Below are 24345 nucleotides of genomic sequence, written 5' to 3'. Positions count from 1 at the left end.
GACCGAGATATTCGAGAACGCACATATTACGATCATAATTTTTCTCAAGCCGAGCGGGAGAAGCGCCATGAGCAACTACGACGTGATCATTCTGGGCGGTGGCCCCGGCGGGTATAACGCGGCGATTCGCGCCGGACAGTTGGGCTTGAAGGCCGCCTGTGTCGAGGGCCGAGCCACCTTGGGCGGCACCTGCCTGAACGTCGGTTGCATGCCCTCCAAAGCATTGCTCCACGCCTCGGAGCTGTACGAAGCGGCCATGGGAACGCCATTCGCCAATCTGGGCATCGAAGTCAGCCCCACCCTCAACCTCGCTCAAATGATGAAGCAGAAGGACGAGAGCGTGGCAGGCCTGACCAAGGGTATCGAGTTCCTGTTTCGCAAGAACAAGGTCGAATGGATCAAGGGCTGGGGCCACATCGACGGGCCCGGCAAAGTGACGGTCACTGGTGAAGACGGCGGCAAGACCACACTGAGCGCCAAGGACATCGTCATCGCCACCGGTTCCGAGCCCACTCCCCTGCCGGGTGTGGCGATCGATAACCAGCGCATCCTCGACTCCACCGGTGCATTGTCCTTGAGTGAAGTGCCGCGTCATCTGGTGGTGATCGGCGCAGGCGTCATCGGCCTCGAATTGGGTTCGGTCTGGCGGCGCCTGGGCGCTGAGGTCACGGTGGTGGAATACCTCGATCGCGTCTGTCCTGGCGTGGATGGCGAGGCCGGCAAGACCTTGCAACGGGCCCTGGGCAAACAAGGCATCCAGTTCAAACTGAGTTCCAAAGTCACCGGCGCCACGTCTTCGGCCAGCGGCGTGCAATTGCAGGTTGAGCCTGCAGCGGGCGGCGAGACGCAGCTCTTGGATGCAGATTATGTGCTGGTCGCCATTGGCCGTCGGCCGTATACCCAGGGGCTGGGGCTTGAGAACGTCGGCCTCAGCACCGACAAACGCGGCCTGCTCGCCAACAAGGGCCACCGCACCGAAGCGCCCGGCGTGTGGGTGATCGGCGACGTGACATCCGGTCCGATGCTGGCCCACAAGGCGGAAGACGAGGCCATGGCCTGCATCGAACAGATCGTCGGCAAGGCCGGCGAGGTCAACTATGACCTGATCCCCAACGTTATCTACACCCGTCCAGAACTGGCCAGCGTCGGCAAGACCGAAGAACAGCTCAAGGCTGAAGGCCGCGCCTACAAGGTCGGGAAGTTTCCGTTCACGGCCAACAGCCGGGCGAAGATCAACCACGAGACCGAAGGTTTCGCCAAAGTACTGGCCGATGAACGGACCGATGAAATCCTCGGCGTACACCTGGTGGGGCCGAGCGTCAGCGAGATGATCGGGGAATACTGCGTCGCCATGGAGTTCAGCGCCTCAGCCCAGGACATCGCGCTGACTTGCCATCCGCACCCTACCCGCTCGGAAGCCTTGCGCCAGGCGGCGATGAATGTGGAAGGGATGGCGACACAGATGTAATGCGTGAACTTATCCACAACACGCTGGGAGCAAGGCTTGCTCCCAGCGTGCCTGGATGTACACACAAAGCTTAGCGAGCCGAAATCCGGGCCTTGCGCTGGCGACGGCTGATCAATCCCCTCCCCAGCCCCAGCGCCACCACCAGCAGGCCACCGGCTATTTGCAGCCAAACCTTATAGGGCCGCAACACCGAACGAATCGGCTCCAGCGCCTGGGTCACGTAGCGTTTGTCCGCGTTACGAAAATCAGGATAAGGGCAGTGGCGGCCAAAATCCCAGGCCCACTCCACGTAAGGGCCATGCTGCACATAACGTTGATACAACGCACGTTGCTCCGCCAGACTGGAGTTGTACCCCACCGCGGCGCACAGCACCGCCGCAAACGCATGGCTGGTATGGGGCAGGTTGTCGGCCGCCTGGCTCGCCAACGCCGTGGCGACAAAACGGTAATGATAACGCGCGTCCGGTTGCGCGGCGCTGGCCTGCTGGCGTTGCCACTCGCCTTCGCTGATCAGCGGTCCAACCTTCAGGTCGGCGGGTTCAAGGCTATAGTTGCCGCCAAAGGTGGCGTAGTCCGGCGCCATCTCGTAACCGAGCAGTTCCATACCGTGGGTACGCGCGAACCAGGATGCATTGAAATACGCCTCGGCCCGTCGAGTGGGCCACCACCTGGACTCGGCCTCCTGGCGCAACTGCCCATACGCTCGGGCCTGGTTCTGTAGCTCGACGTTGTCGAAGTAGTCCGGCGCCTCGTCGTAACGTCCTTCTCGCAGCAAGCGACGCCCCAGCAGATTGCGCAGGTTCGCGGCCACCGGCAGTTGCACGTAATTGTCGCGATCCTGCTGGCTCAACGGCGGCACCGCCGGGACTTGAGCATCGACGTACTGCTTGAGCTCGTCGACGGTCAGCACCCGCTCAGCGACCGTAGCGGCGTCATACCAATAAATGCTCTGGCTGCGGTAGAGCTGATCGAAGGCTTGAAGGTAATCGCCCCTTTGCAAGGCCAGGATCGCGCTTTCGCCTTCGACCCGGCACTTGGGTTGCACGGACTCGTAATTCCAATCCGGCGTGCGTCGCTCGCCCCACGACTCGTCTTTGGGAAACGCCTGGGCGGCTTTGGCATAGGCCGCCGCCGCGGCGCCTTTGTCACCCTCGCGCACCGCCAGTTTGGCCCGCAGCCACCAGGCCAGCCCGTTATCCCCGGCCTTTTCCAGGAACGCCTTGGCGGCGGCATAATCGCCTTGCTGATAATTCACCGCCGCCAGACGGTCGGCATTATCGAGGCTGTCACGGGTGCTGGCTTGCAGCAACTTGACCAGCCGCTTCTCGCCGGCCGGTTGCTCACCGAATGACCAACCGATACGGCTGAGCAACGAAGCGGTGAGCAGTTGCTGCACTGCTTTGCCTTTGAGCTGGCGCATCAACTGCTCGTCCGGCAGCTCGCTCAGGTCACCGACCAATTGTTTCAACGAACTGTAGCCGACCTCGGAGCCCAGCAGGTTCTGGCTGGCGTAGAGTTCAATGGCACTGTTCCAATCGTCACGGGTGTAGGCAACCCGGGCTTCTTCGCCGAGGCTGGCGACACCCAACTCCAACGGGTCACTGAAGCCACTGATGCTCAACTGACGAGCCTGACGGAACGCCTCTTGAGCCTGCTCCAGCAATACGGCCGGTTCACCGTTGCCCGCCTCGCTGCTCATGGCGAACAAGGCTCGTCCCAGGGAATACGCGGCCCATGTGCTGCGCAACCGGCGCTCGTGCGATGGCAACGCGAGCAACTGACGGAACGAATCGACCGCCAGCGCATGCTCGCCGGCGTTGAAGGCTGCCGCGCCGATCGCGTACAGCCGCAGTTCGGCAGGCAGATTCGCCGCTTCGGTGGTGACCTGCTGAACGTCGGTCAGCGCCCGCACCCGCTCCACCACCGCTTGCTGCGGCGGGGTCAGGCCAAGCCGTTCGGCCTTGTTGCGTTGTTCGACGTAGGCAGGCACATCACCATAACGCTGATCCGGGTTGGCCGTCGCATCGGAGGCCGACTTGAGCCCGGCTATGGCGTGGCCGAGGCGACTGATCTCGAAGCGAAAGCTGCCTTCGGGCAGATCCGCCAGCGATTGGCTGCGGTTATCCAGCAGGCGCATCGGGAAATCCGGTCCGCAGGCCAGCACCTGGCCCAACGGCAGGCTGAGGCTCAGACAGAGCAGACGACTGGGCCACTTACGGGTGAACATTGAAACCTCCTTGGTCAATTTTCGTACAGCGCGCCCAGCCAACGGCACGCTGGGCGCCGGCGGCCAGGCGGCCTTCCTGAATGCGGGTGAAGGTAAGCAGTCCGGGAGTTTGTTGCAACGTGTACCCCGCCAGCGCATCGGCACCGTCGCAGGCGCCAACGACCAAGGTCAGGCGTTGGGGCCAGGGGCTGTCGAGATTGCCCTGGTTAACCAACTCAATATCGTAAAGCCCGTCCTGTTCACGCACACGCAAGGCCAACCGACTGTCCAGGCGTTCCCCCCGCGCAACGGCACCGAGGGTGGTCAAGCTCCAGGCACGTCGGTCATCCGCCAGCGGCAGACGAAACCAGATCAGCCCGGCCAGATGTGTCGGCGGGTCGGCCCGCAGTTCTGTCACCAGCCCGGCCACTTGCTGCGGGTCGGCCAGCAGCTCACGACGTTCGCCGCCTTGATCGATCGGCACTTCACTTTCAACCACCGGCACACCACTGTCCTGAGTCAACAGCGCCATGCCGTAGGCTGGCAGGGCCAGATAGAACGGTCGCGTGGTAACACCGCTCCAGCGTTCGGCCCAGCGCAAAGCCTGTTTCGGGTCGAACAGCCCCTGCCGGGGATCACTGACCGCATGGACCTGCAACACGCTGCTGTCCACCGTCCGCAGCAGCCCTGGCAACGCAGGGCTGTCGAGCCAGGCAGGTAATGCCGTGATGCTCAGCCCCAGCGTGGCGGGCAGGGCTTGCCGCAAGCGGTTCAAAAATGCGCCATAGGCAGGCAGTCGCGCACTACCGGCGTCGTGGTCGATCTCGATCCCTACTGGGGCCAGGCCTTGCGCTTGCCAGTCGCTCAGCAGCTGCTGGATCTGCGCGATCACATCGTCCTGATCCAGAAATTTGAGCTGACCGTCCAGGCGTATCACTGCGATCAGCGGTCGACCGTCAGCCTTGAGCAGTTGCGCATCGATCCGCGCGCGGCTCCAGCCGGCCTGGGGAAAGGCCTGCAAGGCAAGAATGCGCAGGCTGGAAAAATCCCTGTGGCTTTGTTGCAGCGCCGGCACGTGAGCCGGCGTCCACTGGCGCTGCCAGACATAGAGTTGTTGATCGAGAGCCGGTGGCGGGGACTGTTCACAGCCGCTTAACAGCACTGCGGCAAGGATCAGCGATAGCCGGAAAAGAAAAGCCATGGAGTTTCAGCACCCAAAAAAGGCTGGCAGATTAACCCCTCCCGCGCCAGCCACAAATGAATTCATCCTCAGTCCCTGTCATCCAGGCTTACGCGCAATAATCACCTGACTCTTGGCCACCACCGCGTCCAGCGCCTGCTTGATCTGCGCGCCGCGTGGCGAATTGAGCACCGCTTGCCAGGTGTCGGCCCAATGGTTGAGCAACGGGTGGTCGGCATTGCTGAAATCGACTTTCGCTTCCCAGAACAACAGCATCCACATCGACCAGTAGAAACCGTACTGGCTGTGGCTCAACACCTCCAGCCCGGCCTCGCTGACCATCGCCTTGAACTGCTCTTCACTGATGATGCGAATGTGGTTGGGCTTCTGGAAATACTCCGGCGCGGCGATGTCCTTTTGCAGGTCTTCGGAGCTGGGGTGCGGCACGCTCAACAGGTACAGCGCGCCGGGCCGGCCGACCCGGACCAGCTCGGCGAGAAACTGCGCCGGGTCGTCGACATGCTCAATGACTTCCGTGGACACCACGCGGGTGACCGTACCATCGGCAATGGGCAGCGGGTTGCAGTCGGTCACATGGCATTCGACGTCACGCGCCGGAGTGTCGCTCAAGCGCTGACGGGTGGCCTCGACCTTGGCCGCGTCGATGTCGGCGATGATGATCTTCGCCCCGCGCATGCCACAAAAATGCACGTTGCCACCGTCGCCGCAGCCAACGTCCAGCAATGTGTCCTCAGGCGCAACCGGGAAACCGCTGAACAGCTCTCCGGTTTGCTGATTGAACCAGCCGCTGAGCATCGCATCATGCAGCCCGAGCATATAGGGATCGACCTTGTCGGCCGCTGGTGTTGCGGGCGCGGGCGTACCCGTGGTGAGTTTCTTCAAAAGGCTCAGCATGAAGGGGCTCCAGAGACGGGAAGGACGGGACGGGCGGCACGCAGGCGTTCAACCAGTTGAGCTCCGCGCTGGCGCATGGGCATTTCAACCATCCGGTAGTTGAGTTCGCTCAACAGCCCGATCAGCGTCAAGGCACAGGCAAGGGCCAGCCAGGGATCACTCGCCACGTCCGGCGACCCCAACGGGGCGAAACGAAACCACAGCTCGCGCAGCAGGAAAAACACCGGGATGTGGATCAGATAAATCCCGTAGGAGCGGCTGCCAACCCAGGTCAACGCGGTTTTCAAAGGGCTGCGGGGCAGGAGATAGTCCCGGTCATAGGAGGCCACCCATACCAGCACGGCACTGAGCAGCGCGATGACCCCAAGACGGTAGAACGACAGATTGAAGTGTTCAGTGGCAATCCACGCCATCACGCCCCCCAAAACGACGATCAGCAACATCCCCGCTCCGGGCCAGCGCAGCCACTTGGGCTCGAACCGCCCGTACCCGTGCCGCAAGCTCCAGATCGACAGCAGCACGCCGAGGGCCAGGGCGTCGGTGCGGATCACCGAGAGCCATACCGCACGCCAGGTGAAAAACTGTACCAGCACCACCGCCAGCAACACCCAGACCAGATACCGGCGCGAGACGAACACCAGCAGCGGCAGAATCAAATAGAACTGCTCTTCCAGCGAGAGCGTCCAGTAAACAAAGCTCGCACCATATTCATACCGCATGAATGCATCAGCAAAACGCAAATTGGCGAATTGCAGAAAACCGGCCAGGGTCGCCTGTACGTTGGCTTGCACACTGCCAAACGCACCGGAACGATTAAAAAACAACGCAGCCAGCAGCATCAGCAGCAACCAGAGCCACGCCGACGGCAGCAGGCGAAACGCCCGGCGAATCCAGAATTCGCGGGCGGTGGCCCAGAACTGCCGAGAATTGTCACAACCGCGCAGTTGCGGGATCAGACTGCGGCCAATGACAAAGCCCGATATCGCGAAGAACAGATCCACGCCCCACCATAGTTGGAAGCTACCGGAAAGAGCCGACAGACGCGGCCATCCGCCGGGAAACGGCATGCCTTGTACGTGATGGAACAGCACACCCATCACCGCAACGGCGCGCAACAACTCGATGTCCATGATTCGCTTGCTGCTCATGCTGAGCTCCGGGTGGCAGGATCAGGTTTGCGGGCAATGATGACTTGGCTCTTGGGCATGAATTGATCGAGGACCTGCTTGATCGCCAGGCCATCGGGTCGTGTCAGCACGCCCTGCCAGAGACTCGCCCAGCTCTCCATCAGCGGCGGATAAGGCGCCTGGATCCGGTCACGCACCGCCCCCTCGAGGGCTCGTCCGGCCGTGCGTTCGCTGGCCCAGAAAAAAATCATGCCCATGACCCAGAAAAAGCCGCTGGCCTGGCGATGCTCGATGACCAGCCCCGCGTCCTCCACCAATGCAGCGAATCGTTCGGCACTGAAAATCTGCACATGGTTGGGAGACTGGAAGTAACCCGGCGGTGCGATGCCCTGCTGTAAATGCTCGCCCACCGGGGCCGGCACGCTGAGCAGGTACTGCGCCCCTGGCCGGCCCATGCGCACCAGTTCGGCCAAGAACGGCTCGGGTTGGTCGACATGCTCGAGCACTTCCATGCACACGATTTTGTCAGCGCAACCATCGGCCAGCGGCAGCGGCAGGCTATTGCTGACCAGACCCAGAAACGGCGCGCGGGTCTGGGCCTCGACCTGACGGGCCAGGCTGCGCACCTTGTCGTGCTCGCTGTCGGTAAAAATCACTGAAGCGCCTTGGCGTACTGCAAACAAGGTCGCCACGCCCTCCCCGCAACCAACGTCCAACAAGGTGTCCTGGGCGGTGATAGCAAAGCCTTTGAGCAGCTCGCCGCTGTCGTTGAGAAACCAGCCGTCGAGCATTGCATCGTAGAGGCCCACGTCACGGGGCGACACGGCGCCAGTCGATGGCGACACGGCAGGTACGACGGGCGGCCTGAGCCACGCCAGCAACCGCCCGATCATGGCTGCTGCGCGTTCCGGCGACGCTCCAATACCTGTTCAAAAAACACCCGCAGACGCTGCTCGGCGTTGGCCTGGCTGCAGAACGTTTCCAGACTGCGCACGGCATGGGCCGACATGCGGCGATAACGCTCAGGGTCGTTTTTTGCCACGTCGTAGCTGGCGCGATAGGCCGAGCACAGCGAGTCCCAATCGGTGACATAGCGCAGGGTTCGAAACGCTGCACGCGGGTCGTGGGGCCAGGCAGTCAGTTCCTCGGTGCACTCGACGACGAAGGCATTGTCGTGGTCGATGTAATCGGCCATCGCCGTGTTCACGGGTGCAATCGCCGGCCGGCCGCAGGACATGAACTCCATCAGGGGCAAGCATTGGCCTTCGCCGTAAGAGCAGTTGACCACATAGCGAGTGGCCTCCACCAACCGCTCGTAGTCCGCGTCCGCCAGGTAACCGTGGATCAGCACGATGCGGCAACGGTATGACTGGTTCTTGTAGACATGGTGCAGCATGTCGTTGAGAGCGGCGGTGACGTCGTGGTGGGTCAGCTTGAGTACCAGCGTTGCGTCAGGAACGTCGCGGAACGTCGCGCAAAATGCGCTTATCATGTCCTTCCAGTTCTTGCGTCCATCGTAAGGGTTGAAGACCGACGTATACACCACTCCGTCCAGAAGCAGCTCGCAATCCTGGGCCGGCGCATCAAAAACCAGCGCCGTACCGGCCTGGTGCGCTGGCGGACCGTAGGGCCGCAGGTCGACGGTGCGGCTGTCGATCAACAGCCCGCGCAACTGCAGGCGCATGTGATCGACCGTCGGTCGCTGGGCCAGCACCGCACCGCGCGCGTAAAACCGGTCCCATACCGGAGCGGCAATGGCAACGATGGGGAAGTCCGCCCCCATTACCTCCCGCACGGCGTGGACGGTGAAGCTGGAATGGGTAATCGCCATACCGGTCGCGCCAAGGACCACTCGCCAGTCGTGCCGCGGCTCACCCTGCCAGCTTTCGGTTGGGATGGTGCTGAACTCCCAGGCGAAGACGGGAATCGTCGGGCAGGCGTAGTGGGCATCTGTGCGATGGGGTGGGGAAAAGGACAGGAAGACACAATCCTCGCCGCGCCCCAGGCAATCGGCATATAGCTGATCGACTTCTTCTTCCGGCCGGGTCACTTCAATGACACGCCCCAGCCGCTCCAGTACCGGGCGAAACTCCTTGAGCACGAAGTAATAGCTGTATTCGGGTTTGCCGAGGTTCGCCAGAATGTTGCTCTGATTGGTTTCCGAATAAACGATGATCAGCATGATGTGGAGCCCACCTGGGCCAGCAGCGGCGCATTCTCGGCACGGCCTTGCGGGGCCAGGAAATCCACCAGGCGCTGCTGCACCGGGGTAAAACCGCAATAGCGACGCATGCGCTCATTCGCCGCCACCGCCATGGCCTGGTAGGCCTGCGGCTGATGCCGGGCCATGGCGTAGCTCTGTTGGTAAGCAAGTTTCAGCGATCCCCAGTCGGGCCGATGGCGCAGGGTGCGGTACAAAATGCGCGAATCTTCCGGCCAGATGGTGGGTTCATGGCTGGATTTGACGATAAAGGCCACCTCGCTATCGATGTAGTCACGCATCGCCGTGTGGTCCGGCGCGATGGCCGGGCGCGCGCAAGACATGAACTCCATCAGCGGCAGGCACAAGCCTTCGCAGCGCGAAGCATTGACGTAAAAACTCGCCGCACCGTACAACCGGGCGAATTGCTCGTCCTCCAGATAGCCATGCATCACCACTACCCGACAGCTGAACGGCGATAGCTGGGACAGCAGCGTGAGCAACTCGACGTAGTAGGTCGACAGGTCGTTCTGGGTCATTTTCAGCACCAGCGTGGCGTCCTCGACGTCCCGCAGCGCCCAACAAAATGCCGTGATCAAGTGATGCCAGTTCTTGCGACCGTCATCGGGGTTGAACACGCTGACATAGACCACCCCGCTGACTTGGGTTTCCACCACCCGATGGGTATCCGGCAGCACCGCTTGGGGATGTTCCGGTGACACCGACTCTGGAGTGGACTCGACGACACCTGGCATAGGCCGCGTCGGGCCTCTCATCAGTCGGCTCACCAAAATGCGCACCGGCACTGGCACCAGGTCGCGAACCGCTTCGCGATACCAGCACAACAGATTGTGCTTGATCAGCCACAACGGCCCTTGGGTAGCCTTTGCGGTCAAGGCGCGCAGCACTTCGCGCAGGTAATGCCGGGAGATGAAAGCGCGGCGCCGCCACGTCAGGGCCGTAGGTTCGCTGGACGCCCTCCCCGATGCCCCTTCGGCAAGCGGAGCGATCAAGCCATCTGCCGACAGCCCAAGAGGGCGGCTGTCGATGATGCAGCCCTTGATCTGCAAGAGCGTGCCCGGATTGACCGGTGTGATGGGATATTGCTCACGAACCGCAGCGAAGCGTTCCCACAGCGGCGTGGGCAAGACCAGCACCGGGAAATCCTCACCCAACGTACGACGGATCGCCTCGGCCGTGTGGCTGGACAGGGTAATCACCCGGCCATGGCGCGCCAGCGTGCGGCTCCAGTCATGGCGCAGGTCGTCATCCCAGTGCTCGGCCGGAATCGAATCGAATTCCCAGGCCACCACGCAGACCATGGGGCACAACAGATCGACGGGCGTCTTGTGGGGAGGTGAAAACGAGAGAAACAGACAGTCCTGCCCCGTCTGCTGCAACGTTTGATAGAGCGGATCGACCTCGGCGACCGATGACACCACATGCACCCGGCCCAGGCTTTCCAGCACGGGGCGATAAGCCTTGAGCACGAAGTAATAACTGTACTCAGGGCGGCCGAGGCTCTGGCTGATGGAGTGATCGTTTACGTCCGAGTAAAGAATGAAATTCATGGCATCCCATCATGGAGCGGCCATCCCGGCGACTCCACCTCATGACGGTCGACTCATGAACCGGCCCGGCCAGGAGGCCGTTGCTCGTCCGATTGTCTGCGTACCCGTCTCGTTCTTGTTTTTAGTGGCCCTTGCCCCGTGGTTCGACTTGAAATCGACATCGCAGGGATCGTGACAAGGGGCATTCTAACCACATCAACCAAGGGTTCGTGAACAGGCGAATGAGAATAAACCGGCTATAAATATGAGAACTGACCGGTCACGATTTACATGGTTGAAATTGCTTCGAAATTGGCACAGATTGGCAACCAAACAACTACAACAAACGCTTCATCTGGGCTGACTTTCAACTGGGTTTCTCCGAACTTACGGAAATATCCTACTCAGATCCGCACCAGACGAAGTTTGCATCGAGAGGGCTGGTGCTTGAAAAAACGTCTGTTCGTAACAGGCCTCGGCGGTTTCGTAGGACGCCACATCAAATCTCGCCTGGATGCCCCCGATTGCACCTGGCAGGTGATGTCCGTCCCAAGCCGTTATGACCTGACAGACGGTAGATCCCTGGAAGGTCTCTGGCCCGAGATCCCCGATGCCGTGATCCACCTGGCAGGCCAGACATTCGTTCCCGAAGCCTTTCGCGATCCGGCCCGCACCCTGCAAATCAACCTGCTTGGCACCTTGAATCTTCTCCAGGCCCTCAAGGCCCGGGGGTTCACCGGAACATTTCTGTATGTCAGCTCTGGTGATGTGTATGGCCAGGTCAATGAAACCCAGCTCCCCATTACCGAACTGCACGCCCCTGCCCCGCGCAACCCCTATGCCGTCAGCAAGCTGTCAGCCGAACTGCTGAGCCTGCAATGGGGCATGAGCGAAGGCTGGCCGGTACTGGTAGCCCGCCCTTTCAACCACATCGGCACCGGTCAGAAAGACAGCTTCGTCATCGCCAGCGCGGCCCGGCAGATCAGCCGCATCAAGCTGGGCCTGCAATCGGCCCAGTTGCAAGTGGGCGATATCGATGTCACCCGCGACTTTCTTGACGTAGGCGATGTGATTTCAGCCTACCTGGCGTTGCTGGATCACGGCGCGCCGGGGCAGACCTACAACATCTGCTCGGGTCACGAGCAAAGCATTCGCAGCCTGATCGAACAATTGGGCGACATCGCCCAGGTCGATGTGCAATTGATCCAGGACCCTGCGCGTCTTCGCCGCGCAGAACAGCGTCGCGTCTGCGGTAGCCCTGCCAAGCTACGCCAGGCCACGGGATGGACGCCTGAAACAACAACACAACAATCCTTGCGGGCGATCCTGTCCGACTGGGAGATACGGGTACAACAAGAATGAAAAGTGCATTGATCACAGGGATCACCGGCCAGGACGGCGCGTATCTGGCCAAGTTACTGCTCGACAAGGGTTACAAAGTCCATGGCCTGGTGGCCCGGCGAAGCAGCGATTCGCGCTGGCGGCTGCGCGAGACCGGGATCGAGAACGACATTGTTTACCTGGACGGCGACATGGCCGATGCCTGCTCGGTACAACGCGCCGTGATCAAGTCAGCGCCGGACGAGGTGTATAACCTGGCCGCGCAGAGTTTCGTCGCCGCTTCCTGGAACCAGCCGGTGACCACGGGAATCGTCGATGGCCTCGGGGTGACCCACCTGCTCGAAGGCATTCGCCAGTTCAGCCCTCAAACCCGTTTCTACCAAGCGTCCACCAGCGAAATGTTTGGCCTTATCCAGGCCGAGCAGCAGGATGAGCACACCCCGTTCTACCCACGCAGCCCCTATGGCGTGGCGAAACTGTACGGCCACTGGATCACCGTCAATTACCGCGAAAGCTTCGGTCTGCACGCCAGCAGCGGCATTCTTTTCAATCATGAATCGCCCCTGCGCGGCATCGAATTCGTGACGCGCAAAGTCACCGACGCCGCTGCGCGCATCAAGCAAGGCAAACAGCAGGAGTTACGCCTGGGCAATATCGACACCAAGCGCGACTGGGGTTTTGCCGGCGATTATGTCGAAGCCATGTGGCTGATGTTGCAACAGGACAAACCCGACGATTACGTGGTTGCCACAGGCGTGACCACCACTGTGCGCGAGATGTGCAGGATAGCCTTCGAGCATGTGGGCCTGGACTACCGTGACTTCGTGAAGATCGACCCGGCGTTTTTCCGCCCGGCTGAGGTGGACGTGTTGCTCGGCAACCCGGCCAAGGCCCAACGGGTTCTTGGCTGGAAACCCCGGACCGACCTCGACACCCTGATTCGCATGATGATGGATGCGGACATGAAACGCGTCGCCAAGGAGTAGGCCATGCTGATTCCCATGATTCTCTCCGGCGGTGCCGGCACGAGGTTGTGGCCGATGTCCCGCGAGGGCCATCCCAAACCCTTCATGATCCTGCCTGACGGCCAGTCGCTGCTGAGCAAGACCTACCGACGCGCCGCCGGGTTGTTCGACGGCCGCGGCGACATCGTTACCGTGACCAATCGCGAGTATTACTTTCAGAGCCGCGACCACTACCAAAGCGCCCATCTGGCACGCCATCGCGGCCATTTCGTACTTGAACCGACAGGCCGCAACACCGCGCCGGCCATCGCCACGGCGACGCTCGCGGTGCAAGCCGTGCACGGTGACGATGCCATCCTGATGGTGATGCCCGCAGACCACCTGATCCAGAACGAGGCGGCCTTCAAGGCTAGCGTGGAGCATGCCACGCAACTGGCCAAAAGCGGTTACCTGGTGACCTTCGGCGTACTGCCCACGACACCGGAAACCGGCTTCGGCTATATAGAACGGGGCAAACCCCTGGATACCCAGGGCGCTGCCAAGGTCGTGCGCTTCGTCGAAAAACCCGACCTGCAAACCGCAACACACTATCTGGAAAGCGGCCGTTTCCTGTGGAACTCGGGCATGTTCTGTTTTTCAGTCAAAACCCTGTTGGCGGAATTGCAGAACCACGCCCCGGCGTTGCTGGAACAGGCTCGCGCCTGCATAGCCGCGAGCACGGCCGTGGAGACATCAGGTTGCGTGCAACAGGAGCTGTCCGTCGCGCATTTTTCCGAAATGCCGGACATCTCCATCGACTACGCCTTGATGGAGCGCTCCAGCAATGTGGTGGTGGTCCCTGCCGCATTCGACTGGAGCGACATCGGCTCCTGGAGTGCCGTCGCCGATCTGGTGCCCGCCGATGCACAGAACAACCGCGTCAGCGGTGAGGCGTTGTTCATCGACAGCCAGAACAACTATGTCCAGAGTGAGGGACGGTTGGTGGCCGCGCTGGGTGTGGAAAACCTGATCATCATCGACACCGCCGACGCCATCCTCGTCGCCCATTCCGACCGGGCCCAGGATGTACGCCGCGTCGCGCGCCAGCTCAAGGACAAGGAACACGAAGCCTATCGCCTGCATCGCACGGTCAGCCGTCCATGGGGCAGCTACACCGTGCTGGAACAAGGCCCGCGCTTCAAGATCAAGCGCATCGTGGTCAAGCCAGGCGCGGCGCTGTCCCTGCAAATGCATCATCATCGCAACGAACATTGGGTGGTCGTCGAAGGCATGGCCAAGGTCACCAACAATGGCTCGGAGGCTCATCTGGTGGCCAAGAACGAATCGACGTTCATCCCCGCCGGGCACCGCCATCGGCTGGAGAACCCCGGTGTCATCGACCTGGTGATCATCGAAGTCCAGAGCGGTGAGTACCTGGGAGAAGACGACATCGTGCGCTTCGAGGATCACTACGGCAGGGCCGTCTGATGTTGCTGACCTTGCACCGTGCGCTGTGGAGCTACCGCGGTTTTGTCCTCGGCAGCGTCAAGCGCGAATTCCAGGCGCGTTATCGCAACTCTTTGTTCGGCGCGTTGTGGACCGTGCTCAACCCGCTGTCGATGATCCTCGTCTACACCGTGATTTTTTCCCACATCATGCGCGCCCGCCTGCCGGGGGTGGACGATGGCATGGCCTACAGCGTTTACCTCTGCGCCGGGCTGCTGACCTGGGGGTTCTTCGCCGAGATCACGACCCGCAGTCAGGGCATGTTTCTGGAAAACGCCAATCTGCTGAAGAAGATCAGCTTTCCCAGGATCTGCCTGCCGGTGATTGTGCTGTTCAACGCCGGGATCAACTTCGCGATCATCCTCGGCCTTTTTCTCGGTTTCCTGTTGATCACCGGCCGCTGGCCAGGGATGACGTTGCTGGCGCTGGTGCCATTGCTGGCCCTGCAGGTGATGTTCGCCGCCGGGCTGGGCATGTTGCTGGGGATTCTCAATGTGTTCTTTCGCGATGTCGGGCAACTGTTCGGCATTTGCCTGCAATTCTGGTTCTGGCTGACGCCCATTGTTTACCCGATGACCATCCTTCCGCCGTCGATCCAGCAACTGCTGGCCCTCAACCCCATGACAGCGCTGATGCAGAGTTACCAGAATCTGTTTCTCTACAACCAGTGGCCGGTCTGGAGTTCGCTGACACCGCTGTTGGTCATCGGCCTACTGATGTGCGTCACCGGTTTGCGGATGTTTCGACGCCGCGGCGGTGAAATGGTGGATGAACTCTGATGGGGCATTTACGCGTCAGTGGCCTGGGCAAGGCCTACAAGCAGTATCCGAACCGTTGGAGCCGGTTGTTCGAATGGCTGATTCCCTTTTCCCGCCCGCGTCATCAATTGCACTGGGTCCTGCAGGGCGTCGATTTCGAGATCCAGCCCGGTGAAGCCGTCGGCATCGTCGGGGTCAACGGCGCGGGCAAAAGCACGTTGCTCAAAATGATCACCGGCACCACCCAACCCACCTGCGGCCACATTCAATTGCGTGGCCGCGTCGCGGCGTTGCTGGAGCTGGGCATGGGGTTCCACCCGGACTTCACCGGCCGCCAGAACGCTTTCATGGCCGGGCAGTTGCTGGGCATGCAGGTGGAGGAAATCGAATCGTTGATGCCTGAGATCGAAGGTTTTGCCGAAATCGGCGCGGCCATCGACCAGCCGGTACGCACCTATTCCAGTGGCATGCAAATGCGCCTGGCCTTCAGCGTCGCCACGGCCCGCCGCCCGGATATCCTGATCGTCGATGAAGCCCTGTCGGTGGGTGACGCCTACTTCCAGCATAAAAGCTTTGAGCGCATCCGCAGTTTTCGCAAGGCCGGTACGACGCTGCTGATCGTGTCCCACGACCGCTCGGCGATTCAGTCGATCTGCGACACCGCCATCCTGCTGGAGCACGGGCGCATGGCCATGCGCGGCAAGCCGGAAGAGGTGATGGATTATTACAACGCAATGCTGGCCCAGCGCGAGGGCCAGATCGTCCGCCAGGAAATGCTCGCCAACGGCCAGGTCCGTACCATCTCCGGCACCGGCGAGGCCGGCATTGTTGATGTACGGCTGTTGAACAGTCAGGGCCAGCCGGTGGAAGTGGCCGAAATCGGCCAGCCGATGGTGTTGCAGGTGCGGGTCGAAATCCGCCAGGACATCGAGCGGCTGGTGCTGGGTTTCCTGATCAAGGACCGCCTCGGCCAGCCCATGTACGGCATCAACACCCATCGCCAGGATAAAGCCGTGACCGACCTCAAGGCCGGCGAACACGTCACCTTCCGTTTCAGTTTCGACATGCGCCTGGGCAAGGGCAATTACTCTGTCGCGCTGAGCCTGTCCCGACTGGATTCGCACCTGGACCGCAACTTCGAATGGCGCGACTACGGGCTGGTGTTCCACGTCATCAACAATCGCCAGGAAGATTTCGTTGGCTGTTCGTGGCTGCAGGCCCGCACCAGCATCCAGCGCACGGCATTACCAGCGGTTGAGGAACTGACGCAAAAGGAACTGCCATGACTCGCCTGCTGATGGAATGCACCTACGTGTATGAACATCCCAGAGCCAATTCCGGGATTCAGCGAGTAGTGCGCAACGTTATCCGCGAGCTGCCGGCCAGAGAGGCAGAGCACGAATGCATCCCCGTTGTGATACTGCGGGGCAAGTTGTACGAAGTGAAGAGCCTCGCCCCGTTGCCCTCCAGGGGGCTGGATCTGGTCAGCCTGCGGGTACGGCTGGAGCAATTCGCCAGCCTGTTCTGGCTCAGGCATCGAACGCTCGAACGGCGACGCCCCTTCAGCCAGTCGCGATGGGCGCGCCACGCGTTGTACTTCGGCTGCCGGCTGTTTGCCCTGGGCTTTCTGAGCATTCCGATCCGGGTGCTCGATCGCTTGCTCAAACGCCAGCACGTCCCGACACGCTGCGTACCATTGCAGCACCGGCCCGGCGATCAGCTGGTGTTGCTGGACTCTTCCTGGCACGCCGATTTCTTTCCTCTGGCCGAACAGCTCAAGCGCGATGGGGTCGGGATTGTATCGGTGATCTACGACCTGATTCCCCTGACCCATCCGCAGTTCTGCGACGCCGGCCTGGTCAAGGTATTCAATCATTGGTTCGACTGGATTGCTCGCACCGCTGACGGTTACATCGCGATCTCCAGCACCATCCGTGATCAGGTTCGGCTGGAGATGGAGCAGCGCGTTGGCGAACAGCAGGTGAGTGAACGTTGGTTCGACTATTTCCACTTGGGCAGCGAACTGGATTTGGCGGATGCCACCAGCGCCATCGACAGCAAACTGCTGCGAGTATTCACCCAGCCCGAACCGGTGTTCCTGATGGTCAGCACCATCGAACCACGCAAGAACCACGCTTACCTGCTCGATGCGTTCGAACGCGCCTGGGCTGCCGGCTCAAAGGCAAGGTTATGCATCGTCGGAAAAATTGGCTGGAAATGTGAGGACTTGATCGAGCGCATAAAACGTCACCCGCAACTCAACAACCGCCTGTTTATGTTCAACAATCTTTCGGACCATAGCCTGGAACACGCTTACCAAAATGCCACTGCGCTGGTGTTCCCCTCCTACGTTGAAGGCTTTGGTCTGCCGCTGGTGGAGGCCATGCAACGCGGCTTGCCGGCGATGGGCAGCGACATTGAGGTATTTCGAGAAATCGGCGGTGAATTCATGGCCTATTTCAATCTCGAAGATCCCCAGAGCCTGGCAGACCTGGTGACCGGTATGGAAAACAGCGGGGTTTTCCCGGCCAGTCTTCCCCTCGATAAATGGCACTGGCTGAGCTGGCGCCAGGCCAGTGCGCAATTGGTGGAGCGAATCGAGCGACACATCGATGAAGTGATCCTCGACAGGGAAACCGCATGCGAATAGCTCTGAACGCCCGGATTCTCCAGGCGCCACGCACCGGCATCGGCCATTACGTGGCGGAACTGGCTACTGCCCTGGCCCAGGAGCCGGATGTACAGCTGTCATTGTTCCACGGCTGGGGCTGGAGCTCGCAGTTGCCGCAAGCGGCCACGCCAGGTTACTCGCGGCTTACACCTTTGCTGCGCCAAGTACCGGGGGCCTATCGGGCGCGGCGCTGGCTGGAACAGAAACGCTTCGATCAGGGCCGTTCCCGCGCCATCGACCTGTATCACGAACCGAGCCTGTGGCCCCTGGCCTTCGAAGGGCCGACGGTGATGACGCTGCATGACCTGACGCACCTGCGCTACCCCGAGACGCAACCACCGGCACGACTGAGGGAAATCGAGCGTCGGCTCAGCCGTGCGGTAGAGCAGTCGCAGCTGATTCTGACGGACTCGCAGTTCATCGCCGATGAAGCCCGAGAACACTTCGGCCTTTGCGCGGAACGCTTGAGAGTCGCCCCGCTGGGGGCTGCTGCACGTTTCCATCCACGCGAACCCGAAGCCATCGATGGGGTTCTCAAAGCCCATGGGCTGGAAGCGGGCCGATATTTTCTGTGTGTCGGCACCCTGGAGCCACGCAAGAACCTGTCGCTGGCCCTGCGCGCCCACGCCAGGCTACCTGAATCCGTCCGTCAGACTTTCCCTTTGTTCATCGTAGGAATGAGCGGATGGCAGCGCGCACAACTCAGCGACGAGTTGAAAAATGCCCTGGCCGGAGGTCATGTTTGTCTCGCGGGCTACTTGCCCGACGAACAGGTTGCCCAGCTATTGGCAGGGGCACGTGCACTGATTTTTCCGTCGCGCTATGAAGGCTTTGGCCTGCCGGTGCTCGAAGCCATGGCCAGCGGCACCCCGGTGATTACCACCCGCTGCTCGGCGATGCCGGAAGTGGCCGGGGCGGCCGGCAATTATTGCGACCCCGACGATCCCCAAGGCATGCGCGAAGCCATGGGCCAGTTGATCGAAGATCGCCTGCATTGGCAGGCGTGTCGTGAAGCCGGGTTGCAACAAGCAGCGCTTTTTTCCTGGCAACGGTGTGCACAGGTGACCGCCCAGGCGTATCGCCAGGTTCTGGGAGGTTGAATGCGAGTCCTGCACTTTTACAAAACCTATCTGCCTGACTCCATGGGCGGCATCGAACAGGTTATTTTCCAGCTGTGCGACAGCAGTGACCGATTGGGCATCGATAACACCGTGCTGACGCTGAGCAACGATCCAGCGCCGGGTCCGATCAGCATCCGACAGCATAAGGTTCATCAGGCCCGGATGGACTTCCAACTGGCCTCCACCGGGTTTTCCTACAGTGTTTTCAAGAAATTCCGCGAGCTGGCTGCCGAAGCAGACGTAATCAACTACCACTTCCCCTGGCCATTCATGGACCTGGTGCATTTTTGCAGCGCCCTGAAAAAACCCTATGTGGTCACCTACCATTCGGACATCGTGCGTCAGCGGCACCTGCTGAAACTGTATCGCCCCCTGATGCGACGCTTCTTGAACGGCGCGGATCGCATCGTCGCGGCATCACCTAACTATGTGCATACCAGCGACGTGCTCAAGGAGTACCGCGATAAGACCCAGATCATTACCTATGGCTTGAACAAAGCCAGTTATCCACAGCGTGACGCTGAACGCATCGCGCAGTGGAAGGCGAAATTGGGCGAGCGCTTCTTTCTGTTCGTGGGGGTGATGCGTTATTACAAGGGCCTGCACATTCTGCTCGACGCCCTCAAAGGCGTGGATTATCCGGTGGTCATCGTCGGTGCAGGCCCGCTGGAGAAAGAACTTCATGCCCAGGCACAGGCGCTGGGCCTGCGCAACCTGCACTTCCTCGGACGCCTGGACGATGAAGACAAGGTGGCATTGCTGGAGCTGAGCTACGCCATCGTGTTCCCTTCACACCTGCGCTCTGAAGCGTTTGGCATCTCCCTGCTCGAAGGCGCGATGTATGGTAAACCGATGATTTCCAGCGAGATCGGCACCGGCACCAGCTACATCAATATCCACAATGAAACCGGCCTGGTGGTGCCCCCCAGCAACCCCGAAGCTTTCCGGGAAGCGATGCGTACCCTGTGGGACAACCCGGCACAGGCCAGGGAAATGGGCATCAGGGCCGAAGAGCGTTACCGGCAGTTGTTCACCTCCGAGGAGATGGGCCGCAAATGGCTGCAACTGTATGAGGCGTTGCTGGAGCAAAAGGCGCTTTCCTACGCGTAACACTCGCCGATGAGGCGAGTGGATAAATCCCCTCGCCTCAAGGCGGCTCAGTGCATTTCAGACGTGCTGTTGCAACCCGGCAACCGTACGCGGCATACCGACGAACCCGGGCAAGGCCTCGATCCGCCCCAGCCATGCACGTACGTGGGGGTAGTCTTCCAGCGACACATTGCCCTCCGGGGCATGGGCGATGTAGCTGTAGCCGGCAACATCGGCAATCGTCGCAACGTCACCTGTCAGATACGCGCTGCTGCTCAAGTGTTGATCAATGACCTTGAGCAGGCTGTGGGAACGGGCGATCACCTCCTCTGCGTTGTAAGGCGCGCCGAATACCGTAATCAATCGCGCCGCGGCCGGCCCCGCATGGAGCGGCCCGGCCGCCACCGACAACCAGCGCTGCACCCGGGCGACGCCGACCGGATCCGTTGGCAGCCAGTGGCCCTTGCCATACTTGCTTGCCAGGTACACCAGGATGGCGTTGGAATCGGCCAGCACCATACCGTCATCGTCAATGACCGGGACTTGGCCAAAGGCATTAATGGCCAGGAAATCTGCCTGTTTTTGTTCGCCTTTGGCCAGGTCAACAAAAACCACCTCGACGGGCAACCCGAGCAAGGAAAGCATCAACTGAACGCGATGCGCGTGGCCGGAAAGCGGAAAGTGATAAAGCTTGATGGGATTCATGGTCGACTCCGTTGCAAGTGACGCCATCAGCAGAACGGCGTCGATGGGGTCATCTTCCGCTTCGACTGAAGACTAGAGAATCACCCGAATATGCAATCCATTGTTTCAAACAGCGAAACAATGTCTCAGCCTTTCAAGTCCGGGTGCTCACGCAATGCACGGACGGTAAAGTCAACAAAACTGCGTACTCGCGCCGGCGCTTTGCGTCCACCTTGGTACACCACATGGATCGGCAGGGGCGGCAGTTCGAAGTCAGCCAGAACGATCTCCAGTTCCCCGTTGGCAACGTTGCCCGCCACCTGATAAGACAAGACCCGAGTCAACCCCAACCCCTGACAGGCCGCCGTGATTGCGGCCTGGTTGGCCGTGACCACCAGTCTGGGCGCGGGTCGCACAGAGAGCGGTTGCCCTGCGTCGATGAACGTCCAGTTTCTGATCTGACCGGTGGCCGATGAGGCGACTACCGGCATGTGCTCCAGATCCTGCGGGTGTGCGGGTCGGCCATGGCGAGCGAAGAGATCAGGGGAACCGCAAACCACCCGTCGTACTTCACCCACACGCACGGCGTGCTGACTGCTGTCGGGCAACTCGCCAATGCGTATGGCAATGTCGATGCCCTCCTCGACCATGCTGACTATACGGTCCAGCAATAAGGCATTGATGCCGACCTCGGGGAATTGCTGCAGGTAATCGACCAGCACCGGCGTGACAAACAACTGACCAAACAGCACCGGGGCGGTAATCGTCAATTGCCCGCGGGGCTGGGCGTGACTGCCGACCGCTGAATCCTCGGCTTCCTGCAAATCCGCCAGAATTCGACGGCAGTCCTCGAGAAAGCGCTGGCCCGCTTCGCTCAGGTATACGTTGCGGGTGGTGCGCACCAGCAAGGGCGTACCGATACGCTGCTCCAACGCCGCCACGGCGCGTGTGACGCTGGCCGCCGACAGGCCCAGGCGTCGCGCCGCCGCCGAGAAACCGGAGTCCTGGGCCACGGCGACAAAAACCTGCATTTCCTGAAACCTGTCCATTCATCCCCCAATGAGAAACCTTGATACAAGTTGGCTGCGCACCTCAAATCAGCGCCGCACCGCCATTGTAGGGGGCTGCGCCAGCGAACCACAGCGCAACGCGATCGGGCATCGGCACATCGACCCGGTCAATTGCGACTATGCTTGGTACCATCGAGCATACTTTCATGACAACTTAATGACTCGAACCATGGCGTAGGTCTTGTGGACACGGGCTTGCTCGCAAGCCCGTGTCCACAAGATGCGTGCCTGACTGGCGTCCATCGGAAGGCCCCTTTTTGTGAATGTTTTTTACCGCGGCTTCACGCACCCCCTTGCCCCTCTCATCGCCCTGGCCGGATGTGTATTAATCATCCCCATGGGCCTGCGCCTCTCGCTGGGATGGTCCGATCCGCTGGGCTATCTGTCTGACCTGGGCATGGGCGGGTTGCTGATCGTGCTGCTTTACCGTCGTCCCTGGTGGGTGGCATTACCCATTTTGCTGATCTGGAGCATGCTGACGCTGGCCAGCATCGAACTGGTCAGTGCTGTCGGGCGCATGCCCACCCCATCGGACCTGCATTACCTGACCGACCCGCAATTCGTCGAAAACTCCACCAGCGGCGGCTTCGCCCATCCCTGGCTGGCAGGGGTGCAACTGGCCGCGTTGATGGTCTGGCTGATCGTCCAATGGCCCCGCCGGTTGTATATGGCGCCTCGCTTGCCGCGCCACGCCTGGGCGCTGCCGGTAGTGCTTTTGCTGAGTCACAGTGTGGTGCAAACCTGGCGACCCAGTGAGGCAGACCAATGGAACCTGTTCAATCTTCCCCACCAACTCGTCACGGCGGCCGTTGCCGCCGGGCAGGATCGAACCCAACTATGGCTTGAAGATGACACAGTGGTTCAAGCCCCGCCCATGGAGGGTCTTACCCGGCTCGATCTTGAAGGCCAGAAAATCCTGCCTGCACCGGGCCGGGCCCGCAACGTCCTGATCATCACCCTGGAAGGCGTTCCTGGCGCCTACGTGGGCGTCAACCGTCAGGCCCTGAAAAGCAGCTATCAGGAGGACCTGATGCCGCACCTCAGTGCCTGGGCCAAGCGCGGCATGAATACACCCGACTACGTCCTGCACAACCATCAGACCATTCGTGGTCTGTATTCGATGCTGTGTGGCGACTACGACAAATTCGACGACGGCACGCCCAAAGGCGTCGAGATGTTGAACCTGAGCCGGCGCAACCAAGCCTGCCTGCCGGCCCAGTTGCGCCGCAACGGGTTCTCCACGCACTTCCTGCAAGGTGCGGGCCTGCGGTTCATGGCCAAGGACCGGATCATGCCGCACATCGGCTTCGACACCACCCTGGGCATGGACTGGTTCACCAAACCTGCCTATCTGGAATTCCCTTGGGGCAAGGACGACAAGACATTCTTCGAGGGCGCGCTGGATTACGTCGGGCAACTGCAAAAGGCAAAGAAGCCCTGGATGCTTACGCTGCTGACGGTGGGCACGCACCAGCCCTACTCAGCGCCGGATGACTACCTGCAACGCTACGACACCACCAAGCAGGCGGCCGTCGGTTACCTGGATGACGCACTGGACAGCTTCATGTCGGGGCTGGAACGCCAAGGCGTGCTGAAAGACACCCTGGTGATCATCACCTCGGACGAATCCCACGGCATCGACGATGTACGCCTGGCGTCATCCTGGGGTTTCAACCTGACATTGGCGCCGGAGCCATTGCCCCGGGTCAAGTCGGGGGTCTACGGTCATGTGGACCTGAGCGCCTCGGTCCTCGATTACTTCGGTTTCAAAGTGCCCAAGTCATTGTCCGGTCGCTCGTTGTTCCGGGACTACGCAACGGGCCGGGAAATCATGTCGTTCACCAACGGCAAGCTGCGCTACCACGATGGCAAGAGCACTTTCACCGAATGCGATTTCCTGCAGCGCTGCCGCTATTACACCAGCGAAGGTTTCATCACGGAGCGCGCCACTTACGGCGGGCAATACAGCGGTCAACGGGCCAGGTTGATCAGCGCGCGGGCCACGGCCCTGGACCGCACCCTGCTCCATACACCGCTCAACCAGCATTATCAGTTTGGCAGCGCTGATCAAATCCCGCTTCCGGCCCAGATCACCAACGACTGGACCGACAACCTGATCGGTGCCCAATACCTGGAGATGCCCAAGGGCTCACAGACCCGCGTCAGCCTGACCATCCGCGCCCTGGGTCCGGACAATGCGGCCTATATTTCCCTCAAGGCCAAAGAGTTCGAGCAGGATGTAGCGATCGACCTGCCGACGGAAGTGGCGGTGACGCCCGAACAGCCGCTGGTGATGAACATCCGTTTCGATAACCCGCAACCCCGCAAGGCCTTCTCTTTCCATCTGCTGGGGCACGGGGTGGGCGCCATCGAAATCAGTGACTTCAGTGTCGTGACCGAACTGCCGGAGCAGACAGAACCCTCGGATTACCTGAACCTCGTCCAGGAAGACAGTGACGCCCAGTCCAGTTGAATGAAATCGCGCAGCCAATGACCTACGCTGCGCCTTACATCG

19 protein-coding genes are annotated in these 24345 nt (G+C 60.9%); 10 read left to right on the top strand and 9 right to left on the bottom strand.

Annotation, left to right across the window (positions count from 1 at the left end; translation table 11 throughout):
* Positions 1–67 precede the first annotated feature (67 nt).
* On the top strand, positions 68–1468 hold the full coding sequence (gene lpdA / locus T3A99_RS15915; RefSeq protein ID WP_076383184.1) for a dihydrolipoyl dehydrogenase: 1401 nt from the start codon (positions 68–70) through the stop codon (positions 1466–1468).
* A 70-nt stretch (positions 1469–1538) separates the two neighbouring features.
* Here the strand turns inward: lpdA and T3A99_RS15910 are convergent, their stop codons facing one another.
* The 7 genes from T3A99_RS15910 to T3A99_RS15880 form a co-directional block, all read right to left on the bottom strand.
* Positions 1539–3695, bottom strand: a complete 2157-nt coding sequence (locus T3A99_RS15910) for a hypothetical protein (protein ID WP_047226673.1) — start codon at positions 3693–3695, stop codon at positions 1539–1541.
* Positions 3682–4875, bottom strand: a complete 1194-nt coding sequence (locus T3A99_RS15905; protein WP_322834550.1) for a DUF3142 domain-containing protein — start codon at positions 4873–4875, stop codon at positions 3682–3684. The genes T3A99_RS15910 and T3A99_RS15905 overlap by 14 nt, the downstream gene beginning before the upstream one ends.
* Before the next feature lie 78 nt (positions 4876–4953).
* Positions 4954–5769 (bottom strand): class I SAM-dependent methyltransferase, encoded by an 816-nt coding sequence (locus tag T3A99_RS15900; protein WP_076383181.1) that lies wholly within the window; start codon positions 5767–5769, stop codon positions 4954–4956.
* Positions 5763–6917, bottom strand: a complete 1155-nt coding sequence (locus tag T3A99_RS15895; RefSeq protein ID WP_139048689.1) for an acyltransferase family protein — start codon at positions 6915–6917, stop codon at positions 5763–5765. The genes T3A99_RS15900 and T3A99_RS15895 overlap by 7 nt, the downstream gene beginning before the upstream one ends.
* Complete coding sequence (locus tag T3A99_RS15890) at positions 6914–7789, bottom strand: class I SAM-dependent methyltransferase (protein WP_322834549.1); 876 nt, start codon at positions 7787–7789, stop codon at positions 6914–6916. The genes T3A99_RS15895 and T3A99_RS15890 overlap by 4 nt, the downstream gene beginning before the upstream one ends.
* Entirely contained in the window at positions 7786–9078 is a 1293-nt protein-coding gene (locus T3A99_RS15885; protein ID WP_047226668.1) for a glycosyltransferase, read from the bottom strand. The genes T3A99_RS15890 and T3A99_RS15885 overlap by 4 nt, the downstream gene beginning before the upstream one ends.
* A complete protein-coding gene (locus tag T3A99_RS15880; protein ID WP_322834548.1) occupies positions 9072–10667 on the bottom strand; it encodes a glycosyltransferase in 1596 nt (531 codons plus the stop codon). Before T3A99_RS15880 ends, T3A99_RS15885 begins: the two co-directional genes overlap by 7 nt.
* Positions 10668–11093: 426 nt before the next feature.
* Between T3A99_RS15880 and T3A99_RS15875 the strand changes: the two genes are divergently transcribed.
* From T3A99_RS15875 to T3A99_RS15840, 8 genes are read left to right on the top strand one after another with little or no spacing between them, the layout of a single operon-like run.
* Positions 11094–12008: a GDP-mannose 4,6-dehydratase gene (locus T3A99_RS15875; RefSeq protein ID WP_322834547.1), complete on the top strand. Its 915-nt coding sequence runs from the start codon at positions 11094–11096 to the stop codon at positions 12006–12008.
* Positions 12005–12973 (top strand): GDP-mannose 4,6-dehydratase, encoded by a 969-nt coding sequence (gene gmd / locus T3A99_RS15870; protein WP_047226665.1) that lies wholly within the window; start codon positions 12005–12007, stop codon positions 12971–12973. The genes T3A99_RS15875 and gmd overlap by 4 nt, the downstream gene beginning before the upstream one ends.
* Positions 12974–12976: 3 nt before the next feature.
* Positions 12977–14419, top strand: a complete 1443-nt coding sequence (locus tag T3A99_RS15865) for a mannose-1-phosphate guanylyltransferase/mannose-6-phosphate isomerase (RefSeq protein ID WP_305466975.1) — start codon at positions 12977–12979, stop codon at positions 14417–14419.
* Complete coding sequence (locus tag T3A99_RS15860; RefSeq protein ID WP_047226663.1) at positions 14419–15216, top strand: ABC transporter permease; 798 nt, start codon at positions 14419–14421, stop codon at positions 15214–15216. The genes T3A99_RS15865 and T3A99_RS15860 overlap by 1 nt, the downstream gene beginning before the upstream one ends.
* Positions 15216–16481 carry an ABC transporter ATP-binding protein gene (locus T3A99_RS15855; protein ID WP_305466976.1) on the top strand — a complete coding sequence of 422 codons (1266 nt, stop codon included), beginning with the start codon at positions 15216–15218 and terminating at the stop codon, positions 16479–16481. The genes T3A99_RS15860 and T3A99_RS15855 overlap by 1 nt, the downstream gene beginning before the upstream one ends.
* Positions 16478–17845 (top strand): glycosyltransferase family 4 protein, encoded by a 1368-nt coding sequence (locus tag T3A99_RS15850; RefSeq protein ID WP_274090638.1) that lies wholly within the window; start codon positions 16478–16480, stop codon positions 17843–17845. The genes T3A99_RS15855 and T3A99_RS15850 overlap by 4 nt, the downstream gene beginning before the upstream one ends.
* On the top strand, positions 17836–18966 hold the full coding sequence (locus T3A99_RS15845; RefSeq protein ID WP_076383173.1) for a glycosyltransferase family 4 protein: 1131 nt from the start codon (positions 17836–17838) through the stop codon (positions 18964–18966). The genes T3A99_RS15850 and T3A99_RS15845 overlap by 10 nt, the downstream gene beginning before the upstream one ends.
* Positions 18967–20097: a glycosyltransferase family 4 protein gene (locus T3A99_RS15840; RefSeq protein WP_047226659.1), complete on the top strand. Its 1131-nt coding sequence runs from the start codon at positions 18967–18969 to the stop codon at positions 20095–20097.
* Between the two features lie 57 nt (positions 20098–20154).
* Here T3A99_RS15840 and T3A99_RS15835 read toward each other — a convergent pair whose 3' ends face one another.
* Positions 20155–20781: a glutathione S-transferase family protein gene (locus T3A99_RS15835; protein ID WP_076383171.1), complete on the bottom strand. Its 627-nt coding sequence runs from the start codon at positions 20779–20781 to the stop codon at positions 20155–20157.
* A 125-nt stretch (positions 20782–20906) separates the two neighbouring features.
* On the bottom strand, positions 20907–21809 hold the full coding sequence (locus T3A99_RS15830) for a LysR family transcriptional regulator (protein WP_076383170.1): 903 nt from the start codon (positions 21807–21809) through the stop codon (positions 20907–20909).
* Between the two features lie 280 nt (positions 21810–22089).
* Between T3A99_RS15830 and T3A99_RS15825 the strand changes: the two genes are divergently transcribed.
* The gene (locus T3A99_RS15825; RefSeq protein WP_322834546.1) at positions 22090–24303 is read left to right on the top strand and encodes an LTA synthase family protein; all 2214 of its coding nucleotides are present in this window, start codon (positions 22090–22092) and stop codon (positions 24301–24303) included.
* Positions 24304–24345 lie beyond the last annotated feature (42 nt).

The sequence above is a fragment of the Pseudomonas sp. N-137 genome (genome assembly GCF_034555295.1).
In the GTDB taxonomy this organism is placed as follows: domain Bacteria; phylum Pseudomonadota; class Gammaproteobacteria; order Pseudomonadales; family Pseudomonadaceae; genus Aquipseudomonas; species Aquipseudomonas rhizophila.
This window is presented reverse-complemented; position numbering and strand designations above follow the sequence as displayed.